Source organism: Halalkalibacterium halodurans, from assembly GCF_005671335.1.
Classification (GTDB): domain Bacteria; phylum Bacillota; class Bacilli; order Bacillales; family Bacillaceae_D; genus Halalkalibacterium; species Halalkalibacterium halodurans.
Genome location: NZ_CP040441.1, coordinates 3,255,447 through 3,275,508, shown reverse-complemented (window position 1 = coordinate 3,275,508; position 20,062 = coordinate 3,255,447). Strand labels below are relative to the sequence as shown.

23 protein-coding genes, 1 pseudogene and 2 other annotated features are annotated in these 20,062 nt (G+C 43.9%); of the genes and pseudogenes, 20 read left to right on the top strand and 4 right to left on the bottom strand.

Annotated elements, in window-relative coordinates; genetic code table 11:
• Positions 1 to 47: 47 nt before the first annotated feature.
• From mqnC to FED51_RS15915, 8 genes are all read left to right on the top strand, one after another.
• Positions 48 to 1,160, top strand: a complete 1,113-nt coding sequence (mqnC, locus tag FED51_RS15950) for a cyclic dehypoxanthinyl futalosine synthase (RefSeq protein WP_053430538.1) — start codon at positions 48 to 50, stop codon at positions 1,158 to 1,160.
• 580 nt (positions 1,161 to 1,740) lie between these two features.
• On the top strand, positions 1,741 to 2,607 hold the full coding sequence (ytxC, locus tag FED51_RS15945; RefSeq protein ID WP_010899285.1) for a putative sporulation protein YtxC: 867 nt from the start codon (positions 1,741 to 1,743) through the stop codon (positions 2,605 to 2,607).
• Between the two features lie 116 nt (positions 2,608 to 2,723).
• Positions 2,724 to 2,958: a binding site (T-box leader), on the top strand.
• Positions 2,959 to 3,026: 68 nt separating this feature from the next.
• Positions 3,027 to 4,964, top strand: coding sequence for a threonine--tRNA ligase (gene thrS, locus FED51_RS15940; protein ID WP_053430539.1), 1,938 nt, complete (start codon positions 3,027 to 3,029; stop codon positions 4,962 to 4,964).
• Between the two features lie 112 nt (positions 4,965 to 5,076).
• Positions 5,077 to 5,204 (top strand) — a sequence feature (ribosomal protein L20 leader region).
• Positions 5,205 to 5,300: 96 nt separating this feature from the next.
• Positions 5,301 to 5,804 (top strand): translation initiation factor IF-3, encoded by a 504-nt coding sequence (gene infC / locus FED51_RS15935; protein WP_041821749.1) that lies wholly within the window; start codon positions 5,301 to 5,303, stop codon positions 5,802 to 5,804.
• 37 nt (positions 5,805 to 5,841) lie between these two features.
• Positions 5,842 to 6,042 carry a 50S ribosomal protein L35 gene (gene rpmI / locus FED51_RS15930; RefSeq protein WP_010899282.1) on the top strand — a complete coding sequence of 67 codons (201 nt, stop codon included), beginning with the start codon at positions 5,842 to 5,844 and terminating at the stop codon, positions 6,040 to 6,042.
• A gap of 33 nt (positions 6,043 to 6,075) precedes the next feature.
• A complete protein-coding gene (gene rplT, locus FED51_RS15925; protein WP_010899281.1) occupies positions 6,076 to 6,435 on the top strand; it encodes a 50S ribosomal protein L20 in 360 nt (119 codons plus the stop codon).
• A gap of 69 nt (positions 6,436 to 6,504) precedes the next feature.
• Positions 6,505 to 6,822 carry a DUF1294 domain-containing protein gene (locus FED51_RS15920; RefSeq protein WP_233443841.1) on the top strand — a complete coding sequence of 106 codons (318 nt, stop codon included), beginning with the start codon at positions 6,505 to 6,507 and terminating at the stop codon, positions 6,820 to 6,822.
• A gap of 28 nt (positions 6,823 to 6,850) precedes the next feature.
• On the top strand, positions 6,851 to 7,417 hold the full coding sequence (locus FED51_RS15915; RefSeq protein ID WP_053430540.1) for a TVP38/TMEM64 family protein: 567 nt from the start codon (positions 6,851 to 6,853) through the stop codon (positions 7,415 to 7,417).
• Positions 7,418 to 7,456: 39 nt separating this feature from the next.
• Here the strand turns inward: FED51_RS15915 and FED51_RS15910 are convergent, their stop codons facing one another.
• Positions 7,457 to 7,867 carry a hypothetical protein gene (locus FED51_RS15910; RefSeq protein WP_010899278.1) on the bottom strand — a complete coding sequence of 137 codons (411 nt, stop codon included), beginning with the start codon at positions 7,865 to 7,867 and terminating at the stop codon, positions 7,457 to 7,459.
• Between the two features lie 169 nt (positions 7,868 to 8,036).
• On the opposite strand from FED51_RS15910, the gene FED51_RS15905 reads away from it, so the two are divergent.
• From FED51_RS15905 to FED51_RS15875, 7 genes are all read left to right on the top strand, one after another.
• Entirely contained in the window at positions 8,037 to 8,525 is a 489-nt protein-coding gene (locus FED51_RS15905; RefSeq protein WP_053430541.1) for a dUTP diphosphatase, read from the top strand.
• Between the two features lie 114 nt (positions 8,526 to 8,639).
• Positions 8,640 to 9,725, top strand: a complete 1,086-nt coding sequence (locus FED51_RS15900) for a M42 family metallopeptidase (protein WP_010899276.1) — start codon at positions 8,640 to 8,642, stop codon at positions 9,723 to 9,725.
• A gap of 158 nt (positions 9,726 to 9,883) precedes the next feature.
• Positions 9,884 to 10,336 (top strand): helix-hairpin-helix domain-containing protein, encoded by a 453-nt coding sequence (locus FED51_RS15895; RefSeq protein WP_053430542.1) that lies wholly within the window; start codon positions 9,884 to 9,886, stop codon positions 10,334 to 10,336.
• Between the two features lie 225 nt (positions 10,337 to 10,561).
• On the top strand, positions 10,562 to 11,236 hold the full coding sequence (gene yknW / locus FED51_RS15890; protein ID WP_053430543.1) for a YknW family membrane protein: 675 nt from the start codon (positions 10,562 to 10,564) through the stop codon (positions 11,234 to 11,236).
• Positions 11,237 to 11,246: 10 nt separating this feature from the next.
• Positions 11,247 to 12,371: an efflux RND transporter periplasmic adaptor subunit gene (locus FED51_RS15885; protein ID WP_138090675.1), complete on the top strand. Its 1,125-nt coding sequence runs from the start codon at positions 11,247 to 11,249 to the stop codon at positions 12,369 to 12,371.
• Positions 12,364 to 13,047 (top strand): ABC transporter ATP-binding protein, encoded by a 684-nt coding sequence (locus FED51_RS15880; RefSeq protein WP_010899266.1) that lies wholly within the window; start codon positions 12,364 to 12,366, stop codon positions 13,045 to 13,047. Before FED51_RS15885 ends, FED51_RS15880 begins: the two co-directional genes overlap by 8 nt.
• A gap of 2 nt (positions 13,048 to 13,049) precedes the next feature.
• Entirely contained in the window at positions 13,050 to 14,246 is a 1,197-nt protein-coding gene (locus tag FED51_RS15875; protein WP_053430544.1) for an ABC transporter permease, read from the top strand.
• A 298-nt stretch (positions 14,247 to 14,544) separates the two neighbouring features.
• On the opposite strand, the gene FED51_RS15870 is transcribed toward FED51_RS15875, so the two are convergent.
• Complete coding sequence (locus FED51_RS15870) at positions 14,545 to 15,036, bottom strand: DUF6022 family protein (RefSeq protein ID WP_053430545.1); 492 nt, start codon at positions 15,034 to 15,036, stop codon at positions 14,545 to 14,547.
• A gap of 253 nt (positions 15,037 to 15,289) precedes the next feature.
• Between FED51_RS15870 and FED51_RS15865 the strand changes: the two genes are divergently transcribed.
• Positions 15,290 to 15,694, top strand: coding sequence for a VOC family protein (locus tag FED51_RS15865; protein ID WP_010899263.1), 405 nt, complete (start codon positions 15,290 to 15,292; stop codon positions 15,692 to 15,694).
• A gap of 109 nt (positions 15,695 to 15,803) precedes the next feature.
• Here FED51_RS15865 and clpP read toward each other — a convergent pair whose 3' ends face one another.
• The gene (gene clpP / locus FED51_RS15860) at positions 15,804 to 16,388 is read right to left on the bottom strand and encodes an ATP-dependent Clp endopeptidase proteolytic subunit ClpP (protein WP_010899262.1); all 585 of its coding nucleotides are present in this window, start codon (positions 16,386 to 16,388) and stop codon (positions 15,804 to 15,806) included.
• A gap of 152 nt (positions 16,389 to 16,540) precedes the next feature.
• Between clpP and FED51_RS15855 the strand changes: the two genes are divergently transcribed.
• The 4 genes and pseudogenes from FED51_RS15855 to FED51_RS15840 all read left to right on the top strand — a co-directional run bounded on the left by FED51_RS15855 (position 16,541) and on the right by FED51_RS15840 (position 19,152).
• Positions 16,541 to 17,233 carry an RNA polymerase sigma factor gene (locus FED51_RS15855; protein ID WP_053430546.1) on the top strand — a complete coding sequence of 231 codons (693 nt, stop codon included), beginning with the start codon at positions 16,541 to 16,543 and terminating at the stop codon, positions 17,231 to 17,233.
• 164 nt (positions 17,234 to 17,397) lie between these two features.
• Positions 17,398 to 18,315 (top strand): MBL fold metallo-hydrolase, encoded by a 918-nt coding sequence (locus tag FED51_RS15850; protein WP_010899260.1) that lies wholly within the window; start codon positions 17,398 to 17,400, stop codon positions 18,313 to 18,315.
• Positions 18,316 to 18,500: 185 nt separating this feature from the next.
• Positions 18,501 to 18,599 (top strand): annotated as a pseudogene (locus tag FED51_RS15845) (helix-turn-helix transcriptional regulator); the annotation flags it as partial.
• A gap of 43 nt (positions 18,600 to 18,642) precedes the next feature.
• Positions 18,643 to 19,152 (top strand): DinB family protein, encoded by a 510-nt coding sequence (locus FED51_RS15840; protein WP_010899259.1) that lies wholly within the window; start codon positions 18,643 to 18,645, stop codon positions 19,150 to 19,152.
• Positions 19,153 to 19,170: 18 nt separating this feature from the next.
• On the opposite strand, the gene FED51_RS15835 is transcribed toward FED51_RS15840, so the two are convergent.
• Positions 19,171 to 20,034, bottom strand: a complete 864-nt coding sequence (locus FED51_RS15835; RefSeq protein ID WP_010899258.1) for a hypothetical protein — start codon at positions 20,032 to 20,034, stop codon at positions 19,171 to 19,173.
• Between the last annotated feature and the right edge of the window lie 28 nt (positions 20,035 to 20,062).

Below are 20,062 nucleotides of genomic sequence, written 5' to 3'. Positions count from 1 at the left end.
TATGATAGTATGAAGCTAGTAGACTTTCAAAATCTGGGGGTTTTTTGATGAGTATTGACGGAATCTTGGAGCGTGCTGTGAACGGAGAACGTCTTTCAATGGAAGATGCAGTGAAGCTATATGAAAGCGATGAAGTAGAAAAAATGGGCGCAGCCGCCAATCAAATCATGTTAAAATGGCACCCCGAGCCAATAACAACGTTCGTTATCGGACGGAACGTGAACTATACAAACTTTTGCGATACGTACTGTCGCTTTTGTGCGTTCTACCGCGCACCTGGTCATAAGGAAGGCTATGTCCTTGACGATGAAGTCATTTTTAAAAAAATCCAAGAAACCATCGATGTGGGCGGGACAGAAATTCTCATGCAAGGTGGAACGAATCCTGATTTAACAATCGATTATTACACCGATTTACTTAGAAACATTAAAGAGCGATTCCCGAACATTTGGATGCATTCTTTCTCTCCTGCAGAGGTGTGGAAAATTGCAGAAGTATCGAGCATGTCCGTCGAGGAAGTCCTGCGAGAGCTACATGAGGCCGGGCTCGATAGTATGCCAGGAGGCGGGGCTGAAATTTTAACCGAAGAAACGCGCCTCCGTGTCAGCCGTCTTAAAATAACATGGGAACAATGGATCAATGCAATGAAAGCGACGAAAAAAGTCGGCATGCACGGAACCGCAACGATGGTTATCGGTTTTGGCGAATCCTTTGAAGAACGAGCGCTTCACTTACAGCGTGTTCGGGATGCCCAAGATGAAACCGAGTGCTTTACTGCCTTTATTTCATGGTTATTCCAGCCTGAAAATACGGGAATGTACAAAACGAAAAAGCTTACCCCGCGTGATTACTTAAAAAACGTGGCCATATCTCGGCTGTTTCTCGATAACATTCCGAATTTCCAATCGTCATGGGTAACGATGGGGCCAGAGGTTGGAAAACTATCGCTTCAGTATGGTTGTAACGATTTTGGCAGTACGATGATTGAAGAAAATGTCGTATCAGCTGCTGGGACGACCCATAAAGTCAATACGAACAAAATTTTGCAATTGATCCGCGAAGCGGGAAAAATTCCTGCTCAACGGACAACAAGCTATGAAATCATCCGTACGTTTGAAGACAAGGAAGCGGCAGAAAAAGATTTCGTCATGCAAAATTAACTGATAAACCTCCACCTGCATAGCAGGTGGAGGTACAGCCCCTTATGCATTAGCATGCGGGACTTAAGTGAAAGGGGCAGCTTCGGCTCGGCAATCGCAGAGTTTTCCTAACGTAAGATGGATTAAAGTATCTGGATTTCGCAATAGGATATGGCGAAAAGCTAATTTTTCCTTATCCTGAAATGAAAAGGATCTGCTTATGCTCGGTAACTGGCGTTTTAGGCCAGAACCGAGCTTTTTCCACTTTAAGGATGTTGCCTTCAAAAATAGTTCAGAAAACGATCCTTCTATCATTAAAACTACGGGCGGGATGCTATGTTTTTCTAAGGCTTCAGTGGATAGGAGAAACGATCTGATGTGGCAAGGCTGCTTCGTTCGCTAAAGAACGGCAAGAAAAGACGAAAAACAATCATCATGTTTTAAGTCCCCTGTCATAGGATGGGAGTAGAGTCTGTCTACAAGCAAAGAGTTGAGCATACGTTAACCAAAGAAGGACCGGTTGACCCTCTGAAAGCGGAGGATCTTACGAAGATGAAAGGAGGCGACCGGTAGGATCAGAGGGGAATAAGGAGGAGTCACGTTGATTTCGATTCATTTTGAAAAAGCACATGATTGTCATCAACTGTTTCAGCAGTTGCAAGGCTACTTAACAAAGTACGCGGAACTCGGGTTGAAAGGAGGAATAGAAGCGGGCGGGGATGAGACGCTCTATGTGAATTATGAAAACCAGTATGTGAACTTTTATGATTCTTTTCAACCGTTACTAGCGTCCATCTTTACCGATTATGTCATTAGCACAAAGGAAGAAGAATGGCTTCTCGACATTATCGAGAACATGTTTTATTTCACAGATGAAGAAGAGAAGGAACAAATTGTGGCGATTGCCCGCTCGATACTAGAAGGAGATTTGGAAGACATGCCATCCTTGTCCATGTTTACGAATCGCCGTGAGTATATTTATCAAGCTTTCTCCAAGCATATAGAAGAGAATATGACGTTTTACTATGATCCGTTTTTAACGTTCAGGTTACGTGAGTATGGGGAATTGCTCATTGATTGTGTCGAGCTGGCGATTGACGAATATATGATGGAGCAAGAATACCAAAGCATGGTCGAGACCCTTCGCCAATTCATTCACTCCCGTATACCAAAACGTGGCGTCATCTACGCTGTTTACGACGAGCGGTTTCATTTTTACGATGAGCACTTTCGCTTAATTTCCACGGACGAAATCGTGTATGACCTCAAGGAAGAGCTAGTATTTGAACATGGTTTAAGCGTGGAGGAGATGGTCATAAGTCCGCTCGTGAGCATGCTTCCTGAAACGGTAAAGGTGTTCACAAACGATGAAGAGCACGGCGTGATTTTAACGCTGCAGGCAATCTTTCAAGAACGCCTAAAGGTGTTTCCACTAAAGGACTCCCCTCATCAACATCGAGAGGAGTAGCTGTTACCGGTAGTATCTAGCTGTCTGTGGATCATTTCAAATAAAATGTTTGAACAGCCCTTGATTTTCTCATCATCCCTCCCTATAATACTACATATCAACAAGATAGCATTCGTTAAATGGTTATGATGAGGACATGGGTTCCATGGACGGTTTTTAGAGAGGGGAGGGTTGGTGCAACTCCCTAACTCGAAATGGTAACTTACCACCTCTGAACTGCAGCAGGGAACGATGGTCTAAGTATCTGCTGCCGGCATAAATGTCGTTATGAACAATCTTGAGCTGCAAAACGGGAATGCTTTTCGTTTTGTAGGAACAAGGGTGGAACCACGAGTAACACTCGTCCCTTTTTTGGGGATGAGTGTTTTTTGTTTCTCATCATACCTGAACGCGAAAAAATGAAAAAGGAGTTGACAAAAATGGCTGACATGATCAACATTACGTTTCCAGATGGAGCTGTGAAGGAGTTTCCTAAGGGAACGACGACCGCAGAGATTGCTGGCTCGATTAGTCCGGGATTGAAGAAAAAAGCGCTGGCGGGGATGCTTGACGGCACCTTGCTTGATTTAAATACACCGATTGAACAGGACGGAACGATTACGATTGTTACTCCAGAAAGTGACGAGGCCTTAGAGGTTTTGCGCCACAGTACAGCCCATGTGATGGCTCAAGCGCTTAAGCGTTTATTTAAAGACCGAAATGTAAAGCTCGGGGTTGGACCTGTCATAGAAGGTGGATTCTATTATGATGTTGATATGGACGAATCGCTTACACCTGAAGATTTACCGAAAATCGAAAAAGAAATGAAAAAAATCATCGGGGAAAACTTACCGATTGAACGCGTCGTTGTGAGCCGAGAGGAAGCGCTCGCTCGCTATGAGGAAGTTGGCGATCCTTACAAAATTGAACTGATTAATGATCTTCCAGAAGATGAAACGATCACCATTTATGAGCAAGGCGAGTTTTTCGACCTTTGCCGCGGTGTCCACGTGCCATCAACAGGCAAGCTTAAAGAATTCAAGCTGTTAAATCTTGCAGGCGCTTATTGGCGTGGGGATAGCAGCAATAAAATGCTGCAACGTATATACGGAACAGCTTTCTTTAAAAAGGCGGATCTTGACGAACACCTTCGCCTGCTAGAAGAAGCGAAAGAGCGGGATCATCGCAAGCTAGGAAAAGAGCTAGGCATTTTTGCGCTATCCCAAAAAGTAGGTCAAGGCTTGCCGCTATGGTTACCAAAAGGCGCAACCATTCGCCGGATTATTGAACGCTATATTGTGGATAAGGAAGAAAAGCTAGGTTATCAACATGTGTATACCCCTGTTCTTGCAAGCTCTGAGCTTTACAAAACATCAGGGCACTGGGATCACTATAAGGATGATATGTTTCCGACAATGGAAATGGAGAACGAAGAGCTCGTGCTCCGCCCGATGAACTGTCCGCATCATATGATGGTCTATAAAACAGAAATGCGCAGCTACCGCCAGTTACCGTTACGGATTGCGGAGCTTGGGCTTATGCACCGATATGAAATGTCTGGAGCTGTTTCGGGACTGCAGCGGGTGCGCGGAATGACGTTGAATGATGCCCATATTTTTTGTCGACCGGATCAGATTAAGGATGAATTTGTTCGTGTCGTTCGCTTGATTCAAGCCGTCTACGAAGATTTCGGGCTTAAGAATTATTCATTCCGCTTATCGTATCGTGACCCTGAAGATAAAGAAAAGTACTTCGACGATGACAACATGTGGAATAAAGCGCAAGGAATGTTAAAAGAAGCGATGGACGAGCTAGAATTAGATTATTTCGAAGCGGAAGGCGAGGCGGCCTTCTACGGACCAAAGCTTGACGTCCAAGTGCGCACAGCGTTAGGCAAAGATGAGACGTTGTCGACGGTCCAACTCGACTTTTTACTTCCTGAACGTTTTGATTTAACTTATGTTGGAGAAGACGGACAACCACATCGCCCAGTCGTTGTACACCGCGGCGTCGTGTCGACGATGGAACGATTTGTTGCCTTTTTGTTAGAAGAATATAAAGGGGCCTTCCCGACGTGGCTTGCACCTGTTCAAGTACAGGTCATTCCTGTTTCGCCTGAAGCTCATCTTGATTACGCGAAAAACGTACAAGAGACTTTACAGCAAGCAGGAATCCGTGTTGAAATTGATGAGCGCGATGAGAAGATCGGCTACAAAATTCGTGAAGCGCAAATGCAAAAAATCCCTTACATGCTCGTTCTCGGGGATAAGGAAGTGGAAGCAAATGGGGTAAATGTCCGGAAATATGGAGAAAAGGACTCTTCCTCTATGGGCTTGGACGAATTTGTTCGCCATGTGGCACGTGAGGCAAAAAAATAGGGGTTGCAACTGGATAAGCAATTCGATAGAATAAAACAGGTCACGCATAAAAAGATCAGTTGACACCTCTATAGGATTATGATAAAGTTAACAAGAAAATTGATACTGGACTCAAAGCAAGAAGGAGCGCCCGCTTCTCACCTGATCGACGCACAGCGCAGTTGGCAGGTCTACATGTAATAATGTCTCATGATGACAAACATGAGTGTGGGCGTCGTATGCCCACACTCTTTTGTGTTGGAGACGATGCTTTGGAGAACGTCTTTTATGGCGCTTTTCCATGCTTTGATCTCGTCCTGGAAAAACCTTTGGAGGTGGCTCATTATTAGTAAAGACATGCTGGTCAACGAAGGAATTCGCGCTCGCGAAGTGCGTCTTATTGGTGCAAATGGTGACCAAATTGGCGTCAAGTCAAAAGCAGAAGCTTTGGATATGGCTCGTAACGTGAATCTAGACTTAGTTTGTGTGGCACCGAACGCAAAGCCGCCGGTATGCCGTATTATGGATTACGGAAAATACCGCTATGAGCAGCAAAAGAAAGACAAGGAAGCTCGTAAGAAGCAAAAGACGATCAACGTGAAAGAAGTTCGTCTGAGCCCAACGATTGAAGACCATGACTTTAATACGAAGCTTCGCAATGCACGCAAGTTTCTTAGCAAGGGAGACAAGGTAAAAGCAGCGATTCGTTTCCGCGGACGTGCCATTACCCATTCCGAAATTGGGCGTAATGTTCTTGAACGCCTTGCCAAAGAATGTGAAGATATTGCGATCGTTGAGGCAAAGCCGAAAATGGAAGGTCGCAGTATGTTCTTGGTACTTGCTCCAAAGACGGACAAGTAAGCTGCGACAGAAATGATTTGAAGGAGGAAGTTCAGTTATGCCAAAAATGAAGACTCATAAAGGCGCTGCGAAGCGTTTTAAGAAAACAGGATCTGGGAAACTCAAGCGTTCCCACGCATTTACAAGCCACTTGTTCGCGAACAAGTCTCAAAAGCAGAAGCGTAAATTGCGTAAATCTGCGATCGTTCACTCTGGTGACTTCAAGCGTATTCGCGAAATGTTAACGTACAAAAAATAATTGATTCGGTTCAGATAGAAGGAGGGTTTTACGATGCCAAGAGTAAAAGGCGGTTATGTCGCTCGTCGTCGTCGTAAGAAAGTATTAAAGCTAGCAAAAGGTTATTTCGGTTCTAAACATACACTTTTCAAGTCCGCTCAAGGACAAGTAATGAAATCTTTACAATACGCTTACCGTGATCGTCGTCAGAAAAAGCGCGATTTCCGTAAGCTGTGGATTACACGTATCAATGCAGCTGCTCGTTTGAACGGTCTTTCTTACAGCCGTTTAATGCACGGGTTAAAGCTTGCAGGAATTAACGTGAACCGTAAAATGCTTGCAGATCTAGCAATCAACGACGAAAAAGCATTTGCACAACTTGCTGAAAAAGCAAAAGCAAGCTTAAACAACTAATGAATACTGGCGCAGTCAACTCGTGGCTGCGTCTTTCTTTTTCATTGGAAGAAGGAGAAACGAAGCTACATGTCTTCGTTTTCGAAGGAGGCTGTACAGCTAGTGGGAGAGTTCCTGTTCGTTTTTTTTCTCTACGTAGGCAGTTTAACGGTAATTGGCTTTGCGGTCATGGGGCTTGATAAACAGAAAGCAAGAACGGGAAGATGGCGAACCCCTGAAAAAACGCTCTGGCTCATTGCCTTGCTAGGCGGTTCGATCGGTGTCTTTGCGGGAATGAGATATTTCCGACATAAAACAAAACATGTTTCTTTTTCAGTCGGACTTCCTCTTTTAATCGTTGTCCAGCTTATGATCCTAGCCTACATCTTTTATGACACTCGTTCATAGACTAACTATGTCAAGAAAGGGGGCCCTTATGGAAGAGATGTTCGAAACATCATTGAGAGTAATTGAACAAAGTGGGTGGTTGGCCCCTGTTCTCTTTATCATGCTTCATGTGTTTAGACAAGTCTTTTTCATTCCTGTCATCATCATTTGTCTCGTAGGTGGTTATTTGTTCGGATCTTTTTACGGTTCACTATACTCCATTATCGGTTTAACAGCCACGAGTGCCCTCTTTTACGGGATTGTCCATGGTTTTCCTCGTTTCTTAGCCAAAGTGAGTCAGTTGAAAAAGCGGTTTTTAGGAGAAAAAGAGAGCTTGAGCCTGCCGCAAATGATGCTGCTTCGTATCGTGCCATTTATTCATTTTCACCTTGTGTCCCTTTATGTGATGGAGACACGTCCAACGTTTCGGGAGTATATGAAAATATCGTTCTACTTAAGTATGCCACCTGCTATCATTTATACATTGTTTGGCGATATGATTCATGAATTACCCCTTGTAGGAACGGTCGTGTTTGCGTTGTTCATTGGGTTACTCTGTTTTATGGCACGAAGAAAAGAACAGCGCTACGCATGGCAAGAGTTTTTCAAAGCGTAAAAATCCTGTGGTTCTTGCTCCACAGGATTTTTACGTTCCCTAAGGCGAAGGGGTAGGTGGTTGTTCGTCGGTCTTTTTGAGAAATTCCTTCACGGGGCTTTTCCATTCGATTCGAGCCGTCGGATAGCGTAACAAAATTTCTTCTTCAATAAAGCGGAAGTCTTGACGCTCCAATCCTTTTAGCCGATCAGTCGAGCGAGCCCATACATAAATCGATACGATTTCGAAAGAGGTTTCTGTCGTCCCTAAATACTTCTCTCCTTCAAACATGACACCTTTATAAGTAATGAGAAAATTTTTCCTTACTTCTTTTTCGTCATCATAAAAGAAAAATTGATGGCGATCATGAGCTTGCTCTAACTTTCGTTTTGGGTGAAACAAATAGCGAATCGCAGAGTAGATTAAAATGATCAAAGCGATTAAGATCAGAAGGCGAAACGCAATCACCATAGGCTGCTTCTCCTTTCGTCAGCTTTGTTTTCAAAGCCGAAAAACAAACATAGGTGCTTTTATTATAAAATATACGGATGAGCTCTGCTATGGGTTTCACTTTTTTTCAACCAAATGGCTCATGCCCTGATATAATGAAATTAATTGAATCAATGAGAGGGGATTATACGTGAACTTGAACAAACTTTTTACGCTGCAACAAACGCTTAACGAACGGATTCAAACAGAGCACGGCTTGACGGGATACGACTTGTTCCATGAGCAGCTTCTTGCTTTAAAGGTAGAGATTGGTGAACTGGCGAATGAAACACGCTGCTTCAAATACTGGAGTAAGAAGGGGCCATCCCCAACAACCGTCATCTTAGAAGAGTATGTGGATGGTCTTCATTTTGTCCTTACACTTGGACTGACGCTACGAATGACCGATGTTGAAATCAAACAGATGGATCATGAGACAAACACGTTAACCGAGCAGTTCCTCCTTGTGTTTCGCGCGATTTCAGAACTAGAGCAGTCACGAACAGAACAGGCGTTTCGAACGCTTTTTAGTCACTACATCGCTTTAGGAGAAAAACTAAACTTCTCAACGGTAGAAATAGAAAAAGCGTATTTAGATAAAAATAAAGTGAACCATCAGCGACAAGATGAGGGCTATTAATTTGATTTTAAAATAATTTGAGTCCCGAAACATTTTTCGTTTATACTAGAGAGGCAGGTGACTGCTTCTCAGACTTATACATAGGAAATCAAAGGTTAAAGGAGGAACATATTCATGGCACAATTAGACGAACGATTGCAGATGTTAAAAGAACTTACTGACGCAAACGGTATTCCAGGGAATGAACGGGAAGCACGAGATGTAATGAGGAAGCATATCGAACCATTTGCAGATGAAGTGACAACCGACAAGCTTGGTAGTTTGGTGGCAAAGAAGGTCGGGAAAGAAGACGGACCGAAAATTATGGTTGCCGGCCACCTCGATGAAATTGGCTTTATGGTGACAAGCATTGATGACAAAGGATTTCTCCGTTTTCAAACAGTCGGCGGCTGGTGGGAGCAAGTCATGCTCGCTCAACGGGTGACGGTCATGACGAAAAAAGGAAACATTCCAGGAGTCATTGGATCAAAGCCTCCACATATTTTGCCAGCGGAAGCGCGTAAAAAACCTGTCGATAAAAAGGATATGTTTATTGACATCGGTGTGGCAAGCAAGGAAGAAGCGCTCGAGTTCGGCGTCCGCCCTGGTGACTCCATCGTTCCTGTTTGTGATTTTACAGTAATGAAAAACGAGAAATACCTAATGGCCAAAGCGTGGGATAACCGCATCGGATGCGCCATTGCCATTGACGTACTTCGTGAACTAAAGGGAACTAACCATCCAAACGTCGTGTATGGTGTTGGAACGGTGCAAGAAGAGGTAGGCCTTCGCGGTGCTCGTACATCTGCTCATTACATTAAGCCTGATATCGGTTTTGGCGTGGACGTAGGAATTGCTGGTGATACCCCTGGAGTAACGGAGAAGGAAGCTCTCGCCAAAATGGGAGAAGGGCCACAGATTGTTTTATATGATGCTTCCATGGTTTCTCATAAAGGGCTTCGTGACTTTGTGACTGACATCGCCGATGAGCACAACATTCCGTACCAATTTGATGCAATGGCTGGTGGCGGCACAGACTCTGGGGCTATTCACTTAACCGCTAACGGGGTGCCTGCCCTTTCGATCACTGTTGCTACACGCTATATCCATTCTCATGCGAGTATTTTGCATCGTGATGATTACGAAAACACGGTGAAGCTGATCGTTGAAGTGATTAAAAAGCTTGATCGTGACACCGTGAACCGCATTACATTTGATTAATCAAACCAATCCTGCTTCACGTTCATGCGAGGCAGGATTTTCTTCGTAGCTGTTGAAGATAGTCAAAACGAATATTAGCTGGAGGGTTTCTTTTTATTTTTCACCGATTTTGAAATGGGGGTCTTAGTGCCAATACACAGGATAAAGGAGGTGCATAGATGAAGACGCCTAAATTACCATTAACCGATGAGGAACGGAAGAGTCTACGAAGGCAAAAGGTGAAGCTAAGCGATCTTGCCTATTTGGAAGTAGAAGCATTGGCTACATACTTACATTCGCCGGTGACACGGGCTCGATACCTTCGTGGTTTGGCCATCTTTCAAACGATTCCTTCTATCGGTCCGAAAGTGGCGCAAATGGTTGTTGATTTAGATTATTTTGACTTGGAAGCAGTTAAGTTTGAAAAAGGAGACGAGATGGTGGATCGACTAGAAAAACTTTACGGCTATTGGGTCGACCCTTGTGTAGAAGACTGCTTCCGCTGTATTGTCCATCATGCGAACGATCGAGAGAGTGAGAAACATTGGTTTGATTTTACCACAGAAAGAAAAGCGTATCGCGCCACTTTCGGTTATCCCTCTAACCGACCAACGCAACCATGGTATGCGTAGGATTTAAAGAGAATGGCGAAAAGTTTTAAAGCATCATAAAATTGCCCTCTCAGAAGCGATTACGCTCTGAGAGGGTTTTCGTTAGATCGTTTAGTGACGAAAACCGCCGGTACAGCCGTCTATTTTTTGAAATATTTAGAGTACCTATGTAAAAAAATGAAACCATTTAAACGATAATGCGTAAGTATGAGTGGGTGTTTAAACAAAGATTTATGGGGTGATCAAATGTCAGTGAATAATGAAGTAATGGAACATGAGAACGGAGCAGGTGGCGAGAAGCCATCCATTATCGGGATTTTCACGAGTCCCCTTGTCCAACTAGAACGAATCAAACAAAATCCGAAGGTGCTAGTGCCTTTATTGATTTTTATGGCGATCGGCCTAGTCTCCTCTTTACTTGTTGCGTTTGGTCTCAACATGACAGATTTAGCAACTCCCGAGGAGCTTGCCATGATGCCGGAAGGGTTTGAAGTTTTTGTTCGCATGACGGTGGTTATGGGGGGGATATTTACAATCCTATTAGTGCCACTCATCTCAGCGGCAGTTCAATTATTAATCGCCAAGCTTGCAGCAAAGGATGTCACCTTTAAGCAACTGTTTTCTATGAATCTATTTGTTGGATTTATTTCGTTAGCGGGTGGATTGTTGAATAGTGTCATCGCCTTTTTATTCGGATTGAGCCTTTTATCTACTTTTACAAGTCTAGGGACTTTTGTTGAGATGGATCACGCATTGTTTCCACTTTTAAATACGATTGAAATCTTTACAATTTGGGGATTTGTCATTTTGGCTTTCGGTTTACAAAAGGTTGCAGGCTTTGGAAAACTAGCTTCTTGGGTTATTGTCACTATATTCTTCGTGATCATGATTCTCTTAAGCTTAACGGGAACAGGGGTTTAGAGGTGTTTATATGAACAAAAAGAAGCTTCTCATTAGTCTGGCGCTCGTGCTTGGCATCGGAGCTGTAGCCACTATCGGCGTGATGAATTCGATGGGAGAAAGTGCAGCATCGGTTGAGGTGGTTTCCCCTGAAATGGAAACGATCTCGGCTGAAATTATGGTCCCTGGTACCGTTGAACTAGTCGATATGCAGCGCGTATACGCTGATGCTAGTCTAGGGAATGATTATGAAATTTTAGTAGAAGTCGGTGACGAAGTGGAGGAAGGCACACCGTTAATCGAATATTCAAGCCGTCAGCTTGAGACAGAACGATCTCAACTAGAGTTGCAAATTGAGTCGAGCTACTTGCGGATCAATCATTTGGAGAAGCAGGAAAAAGAGCTGCAAAAGAAAGAGAAAGAGCTTCGAGATGAATTGGGTAAGGAAGAGGCGGATAAAACGATCCAACCGGAAAAGGATCAGCTAGACTTTGAGAAGCGCTCCGCGAATTTAGACTTGCGTCAGCTACAAATCCAAAAGGATGGACTTGAAGAGCAGAAAAAGGATCTGGTTGTCAAAAGTCGCGGGGATGGCACGGTCATGACGGTAAACGACCACTTGCAGCAAGGGCAAGATGGCATGACAAAGCCAGTCCTCGAGATTGCCTCCGCAGGCGAACTCCAGCTTCAAGGGAAAATTTCAGAATACGACTCTCTTGTCATTTCTGAAGAGCAAGAGGTACGTATTTCCTCTGACGCACTGCCGGAAGAAGAGTGGGAAGGCACGGTAAAAGAGGTGAGCTACTTCCCGAGTGAGGCAGAGACATTAGGTAACGATGCTGGCATCGTTCAATACCCGATTACCGTTCAATTAAGCGGGGATCAATCAAAATTAAAGCCAGGCTATCAGATGATTATGCACATTGTGACAGAAGAAAAAACGGCGTTAACGGTTCCACTTGAGGCTGTTCATCAAGGAGATGAAGGCAGCTACGTATATGTGGTGGAAGACGGGAAGGCAAGACAAGTTGAAGTAGAAACAGGACTTGTGGAAAATTCGCGGATTGAAGTAATTCGCGGGTTGGAAGAAACTGATCAAGTGATTGTGAGCGATGGTGTGCTCACAGACGGAATGGACGTGGTGAGCGTTGATTAAGCTCGAACGTGTGACAAAGTCATTTCGGGTCGGTACCGAAATGGTGGAAATTTTATCGGCGATTGATCTAGAAATCGCGAGCGGAGATTTTCTGGCGATTATGGGGCCTTCAGGGTCAGGGAAATCCACGCTTATGAACATTATTGGCTGTCTCGATCAGCCGACAAGTGGGCGCTACATGTTCGATGGAAAGGATTTAACGAATTATTCAGAGCAGGAAATTGCGAAAATACGAAATCGTCACATCGGTTTCGTGTTCCAACAATTTCATTTGCTTCCGCGGCTCACCGCTTTGCAAAATGTTGAACTGCCGATGGTGTATGCAGGGATGAAGAAAAAGGAGCGAACAGAACGTGCAGCGCATGCCTTGGAGCGAGTAGGGTTAGCGGAGCGGATGACATACCTGCCTAATTCGTTATCGGGGGGACAAAAGCAACGGGTGGCGATCGCTCGCTCGATTGTTAATGAACCGAATATTATTTTAGCGGATGAACCGACGGGTGCACTAGATACGAAAACGAGTGAAACGATCATGGAACTACTCTGTTCATTAAATAACGAAGGAACGACGATTGCCCTCGTCACCCATGAACCAGAAATTGCTGAATATACGCAACAAACGGTGTTTGTCCGCGATGGTCAAATCGTGGAGACTGTAAGAAATGGTGGGGACTAGCCATGAGTATTTTTGAAAATATCCGCATGGCGCTTCATTCGATCAAAGCCCATAAAATGCGGTCAGTGCTCACGATGCTCGGCATCGTGATCGGTGTTGCAGCGGTCATTATCGTCGTGGCGATCGGCCAAGGTGGGGAAGCCCTTTTAAAATCACAAATTGCAGGTGAAGAAAGCACCGTTGACATTTACTACTCGCCGTCCGAAGAGGAAATTCAGGCAAATCCGAACGTATGGCAAGAGCCTCCCTTCAGCCAAGAAGACATTCGCGAACTAGAGAAAATCGATGAGGTCGAGCATGTGGTTGCGTTTAGCTCGGAATATGGATCGGTTCGTTTTCAAGAGGAGCAAACAGATGCTTCAATCATCGGGGTCAACCAAGCGTATTTAAATGTCTATCCGTTTAACGTCACGAAAGGGGTGGCGATTCACACCGGTGATATTTTAGGCGGTAGACGGGTTGCGCTTATTTCAGAAGGGATCGCCGAAGAACTGTTTGAGGACGAAGTGTCCCCGATCGGACAGGTGATCCGGATTGGGAATCAGCCGGTGGAAATCATCGGGCTGCTTGAACCACCGACGGGACTGTTTGCTTTTAATGTTCAAGAGGTGTACATCCCATGGGAAACGTGGCGAAACATTTACGGGAAAAGTGATTTTAGTCAAGTAACGATCAAATCAGATTCCCTCGAAAACTTGCAAATAGCGGGAGAAAAGGCGACAGAGATTTTAAATGCCCGAAATGGAACAGAAGAGGCCTATCAAGTGCTGAACATGGAAGAAATTGCAGAAGGCATCGGTCAAATCACGAGAATTATGACAATGATCATCGGTGGAATTGCAGGCATTTCTCTGTTTGTCGGCGGGATCGGTGTCATGAACATTATGCTCGTATCGGTGACGGAACGAACGCGAGAAATCGGGATTCGTAAATCACTCGGTGCGACAAGACAGCAAATTTTAATTCAATTTCTCATCGAAGCGGTAATTTTAACGCTCATTGGTGGAATTCTCGGAATCATAATCGGCTCAGGAATTGCTACATTAGTATCGACGATTGCTGGCTGGCCGTCGTTAATTTCCGTCCAAGTGATTGTTGGAGGCCTGCTGTTTTCGATGCTTATCGGTGTCATTTTCGGTCTTCTTCCGGCCAACCGAGCCGCGAAGTTAAACCCAATCGAATCGTTGCGCTATGAATGATTACATTTAGACAGGTTAAAGGGTGATTATGATCACCGCCGATTCATAATACATTGAAGCCAAGCAGAAATAGAGTGCGAAAATAAACATAATTATGAATCGATCGGTTCATGTCTAAGGTTTTCCGAAGAAACCATTCAAGCATTGCTTCGCATCAAGTGGTGGGATCTTGACATTCGTGTGATTACGGAACATTTAGATGCGATTTTATCCACTCATTTAGATATTCTAGACCGGTTGAGACGAGGGTAAACAGAAGGGGCTGATTCCATTAAGCGGATCGGCCCCTTTTCAACAGTTATACTTGTTCCTGTAACTGGCGAATGTGTGCGGTTATTTTTTCTCGTATGGTTTCCTGGCAGATCCGAATCCTCGGCGGAGCTGGGAGGTGAAATCGTTCATGGGAATGATGAATTTCTAGAAGCAATGAACCGACATGTTCGTCATGTTGATTTGCTAACACGATCCAAAAGACGCGAATGTTATGCCCAGGAGATCCCCAGTGTTCCTTCTCCATGGAATGTCTGAAATTTAAGCATCCGCCAATCAGATAATCGTCTTCCTTTGGCTCAAGAGCCGAGTAAAAATCTTGCTGCTCCACCTGCTCCCAAATGGGAGGGAGGAGCTTATCGAAATACATACCGTAGGTGGCATCCCCATGTTCAGGATAAAGCTTTTGAAGCTCATCTAGGTGTTTCTCCCATACGAACTGCCAACGGCTATCAAGCTCTCGTTGAAGAGCGGCACCTACCTCTTCAACCGTCATCTCTGGTGAGATCTTTATCGTCATTCAAACATTCCTCCTCGTTTTTTGCCTTACAACTTTAGCGTACAACATGAAAGCAAATGCTAAGGTTGCCAGATTTCACTGTTGATAAATCAAGAGATTGTAAAGTGAACATTCAGATATGCTTGAAACGCAATGAGAAGATTCTTAGGTAAAGTTTTTAATCATCCTCTAAATAGCAATCCGTGAGAAATGTCGCTCGTTGTTACATGCTACAATCACCTTGTGAAAAAAATGAATTGAAAGGATGAGTGATATGACAGTGAAGGCACAACATATCTTTGTGAATTTGCCGGTAAAAGATCTAAACAAAACAAAGGAATTTTTCACTTCCATCGGTTTTGAATTTAACGAACAATATTCGGATGACAAGGCTGCTTGTTTAGTGATCGGAGAAAACATTTATGCGATGCTGCTCTTAGAACAATTTTTTCAATCTTTTACAAACCAACCAGTGACGGATACGGAAACCTCAAGAGAAGTGATCATCGCCATTTCAGCAGATAGCCGAGTGCAGGTAGATGAGATCGTCACGAAGGCCATTGAAGCGGGTGGCAAGCCGGCCAATGATCCGATGGACCACGGTTTTATGTATAGCTGGAGCTTTCAAGATGTAGACGGTCACCTGTGGGAAGTTTTGTATATGGAGCAGAAGAACTAGAGATGTCTTAAAAAAAACTGTGACAATGGCGTTTCAAGTATTCCTGGAAGGTAAGCAGGTAAGACAAAAAGCCAAAGGCCATCGCTCTGTTGGCCTTTGGCTTCCCTAGTTAGACTGACGTAATGATCTGATCAACGATCCCATATTCTAACGCTTCTTCGGCAGACATAAAATAATCGCGATCCATATCTTTTGCGACTTTTTCAGGTGATTGTCCTGTTCGTTCTGACGTGACAGTAACGAGCTTTTCCCGTATGCCTAAAATCCGCTTTGCTGTAATGGCGAGGTCGCTCGCCTGCCCTTGGGCTCCTCCCGAAGGTTGGTGAATCATAATTTCGCTGTTCGGTAGGGCGAAGCGCTTCCCTTTCGTTCCTGCGAGAAGCAAAATGGCGGCAAAGGAAGCAGCCATACCTGTGCAAATCGTATGAATCGACGGCTTTACAAACTGCATCGTATCGTAAATGGCAAATCCTGCAGAAGTTGATCCACCGGGACTGTTGATGTAGAGATAAATATCTTTTTTCGGATTTTCCGCTTCAAGAAATAACAATTGGGCGACAATGCTGTTGGCTATCTGATCATCAATCGCGGCTCCTAGAAACACGATTCGATCCTTTAACAGCCTTGAGTAAATGTCATAGGACCGTTCGCTAAGTCCTGATTGCTCGATAACATAAGGTACATATCCATTCATGTTCAAAACCTCCATTGTCTTTTAGTCTGTTCATGTTGTAAACGACGGAGGATCACGAAAAGATACGGTGGAAAAAATATTGAGAACAGGGGTATCTTTTTTCAGTGTTGTTCGTTTACTTGTATAATGATGGTGATAAGGAGGATCGATTGATGAACGACAGAAAACACCTCAAGCAACTTCACGATACGGTTAGCCGCTATTGTTTATTTGTGACAAAATCTACTTGGGATGCCGAAGATCTAGCTCAAGAGACTTGGTTAAAAGCGATCGAGACGTTAAAAAAACAAGGGCATCAGAACCCGGAAGCTTTTTTACTACGTGTGGCCAAAAACCAATGGATTGATCAATCGCGGAGAAAGGCCGTTTTCGCGCGAATTTTGAAGCAGGAGAAACCCGAGGTGACACCGCCAGAACAAGGGCTTTTTGAAATGGAACGGGCTTTCTTCGCATTGGTAAACCACTTATCCCCTTTGCAGTTGTCGGTCTTTTTACTACGTGATGTTTTTGGCTACAGTACGTCAGAAGCAGCAAAGATGGTAGAAAAAACGGAAGGAGCGGTGAAAGCAGCTCTCCGCAGGGCGCGGAAGTCTCTTGCGCTCGTTCGAGATGATCTCGAGACAGAAAATTCGCCCCTTCCAAATGGAGAAGAAGCAAAAGCGTGGCTTCGGGCGATCGCGGTCGCTTATGAGGCTGGAGAAATTGATACAGTTATCGACCTCATCGATCAAGGAGTGTATGCTCGTACGATGGTCGTTAGTGGGCAGGAAAGAAAGGTGGCTGTTCTCCCAGATAATGGAGCGTTTCGTCGTTCAGACCCTACATGCGGCCTGCTCGCTGCATAATAACCGAAAAAGTGCACTCTCTTTGAGGAAGAGGCGCACTTTTTTTACGTTGATAAAAACTATAGAATATGGTCCTTTTCGTTTCCTATGTTTGATCAAGGGGGTTTTACAATATACTAAACCTACTTATTCTTTAAGCATCGAATCATTAAGGAGGAGTCTCCTTGCCAAAGCGATATCAAAACCTTGATGAAGTTGGAACGAATAAAACGTTGGTAGAGATATGGAAATGTTTACGGGAACGATGGAGTAAATCAAAGGATTTGAGCATCCACATTCCGAGAGCCGATGAAAGAAACGTGGAGGAGCTTAAAAAGAACCGAACAAAAACGTCCTATACGTGGATCGGTCATTCGAGCTTTTTGCTGCAAATGAAAGGGTTGAATATTTTAACCGACCCCGTCTTTGCGAAATACTTAGGATTTTCAAAGCGGTTGATTTCGCCAGGATTGTCGATCGATGAGCTTCCTGAAATCGATATCGTCGTCATTTCCCACGGTCATTACGATCATCTTGAATTTTCAACATTGCGAAGTTTAAAAGGTGAACCAATATTTTACGTGCCTGCTGGGTTAAACTTATTGTTTCAGAAGAAAGGGTTGCACCGTGTCGAAGAGGCCAATTGGTGGGATACGTTTCAGCACCAAGACCTAACAATTCACTTCGTCCCTGCTCAGCATTGGACGCGGCGGAGCCTATTTGATACGAATACGTCCCATTGGGGAGGATGGGTGCTTGAATCGGACGAAGAAACGAACTATTTTGTGGGGGATACAGGATACTTTCGCGGGTTTCAAGAGATCGGGAAAAAATTTGCGCTCGATACAGTGTTCATGCCGATCGGATCTTATGAGCCAGAGTGGTTTACATATGCTTCTCATATTAATCCAGAGGATGCAGTCAAAGCCTTCGTTGAATTACAAGCGAAAACGTTTGTGCCAATGCATTATGGCACGTATCGGCTCGCTGATGATACAGGACCAGAAGCGTTGGCGCGTTTATTGCATGAATGGAAAAGATGTCAATTACCTGAGCATCAGCTTTTTGTCATGAAAGTAGGAGAAACGGTGTTTAAGAAATAGGGACAGGGAGACGTTCGTATCGGTCTTGTGAGGTTCAAATTACCCTATCTAATAGATTCTTCAATCACTGTTGAACAGGCCTATTGCTGAAAAAAATGAATGCCGTTAGAGGATTTCACCACCTAAAGGGTGAAAGTAGAGTGGTCCACAGTTTTTTCATGAACTTGTAAAGCAGGTGACCATGTATGAAATTGGAACGGCTGCTGTCGATGATTTACATGTTGTTGAATCACGAGGTGATTTCTGCTTCTGAATTAGCTCATAAGTACAATGTATCCTTTCGATAAGATGACAGTAGAAACAATAAATATTGAGGAGGACGTTATAATGAGCAATCATGCAAAAACTCTGTATCAATACAATGTGTGGGCTAATGGGCGAATCATGGAACATTTACAAACGATATCACCTGAAAAATATGAACAGGAAATCAAGAGTGTTTTTCCTTCATTGGCAAAGGTCTGTTCTCATCTTTATTTAGTTGAGTATTTATGGCTTGATATCCTTGAGGGGAAGGACATGGGGGTGGCCCTTGAAGAGGTTTTTCAGCTTCAGCATGAAACGGATGCCCTGCCCTTAGAGGAACTGGAAGCTGCTTATCGTACATTGTCCGAACGGTTCTTGTCCTTCTTGGAAAAAGAAGAGAATTTAGAACGAAGAATTTTATTGAACAATCCTTATGTGGGAGAACGTGAAACGAGCTTAGCGGAAATTGTCCTTCATGCAGCAAACCATGGAACATATCATAGAGGAAACATATCTGCGATGTTGCATCAGCTAGGAGATGCTTCTGTCATGACTGATTTTGTATTTTACATGTATCAAGAGGATCTGTAAACATCTTAAATGAAATAGCTAGTCTAAATCGCTATCGCGTGAGACTGGCTTTTTTTTATGGGATAAAAATAAGGAAAAAGCGCCTTCACAAACGCCACCTTCCCCGTCACCTTTAATGACGAGTCGCTGGATTTCACTAACATCAAAGAGAACTTTTTGATACTTTTCAATGATTTGACTGACTTTACGTTCGTAATCTACATGCACAATGGCTTTCATAGGACAGTCTGAATGATTTTCAATTTGAATCTGGGCGGATGGAAACGGATCTACGGCTCGAAAATAAACTTTCGCCGGCTCGGAGCAGTGCTGGACGATATGCCCTGAAATATGGGAAGTAGAAGAATCCATTGGCTTATTTGTGAAAACGGTAATCTTCTGCTGAAAGCTTACTGAGTCAAAAATGTTCATTGTCTCAATACACATTTTTTCCTTAAAAGGAGCAGAGCCTGTTTTAGAACTTAATAGAATTTTCCTTTGCTTCTCTGCATCTACAATGGTATCTATGTTGATGATCACTTTGATTTGTTCTTCTTTCTCATCTTCTTGAGGACAAAACAATGCTTCACAACGGCATTGCTTTACAGAAAATGTTAACGTCACCTCTTTCGGAGCTGAAATAAGTAACTCTTTTGTCGCTGAAAAAGAGATCGGATTTGATGATAGTTGATTGGTGGTGACGACGACAAAACCACTAATCGTAATCGTCACCTGTTGAAGGAAGAGCGTTTCGCCTGTTTGAAGCTTGGTTAGTTCGAGGAGCTGCTTTCGCCGCGAAACGATTTCTTTATAGTGAATCGCATTAGTTTTCAAGGGGTCAAGACGCTGTCCCATTTCATCGGATAAATAACAGGAAAGCTCTGAAGGGGCGAAAGGCGACATGATGATCACTCCGGTTCCAATACTCTCA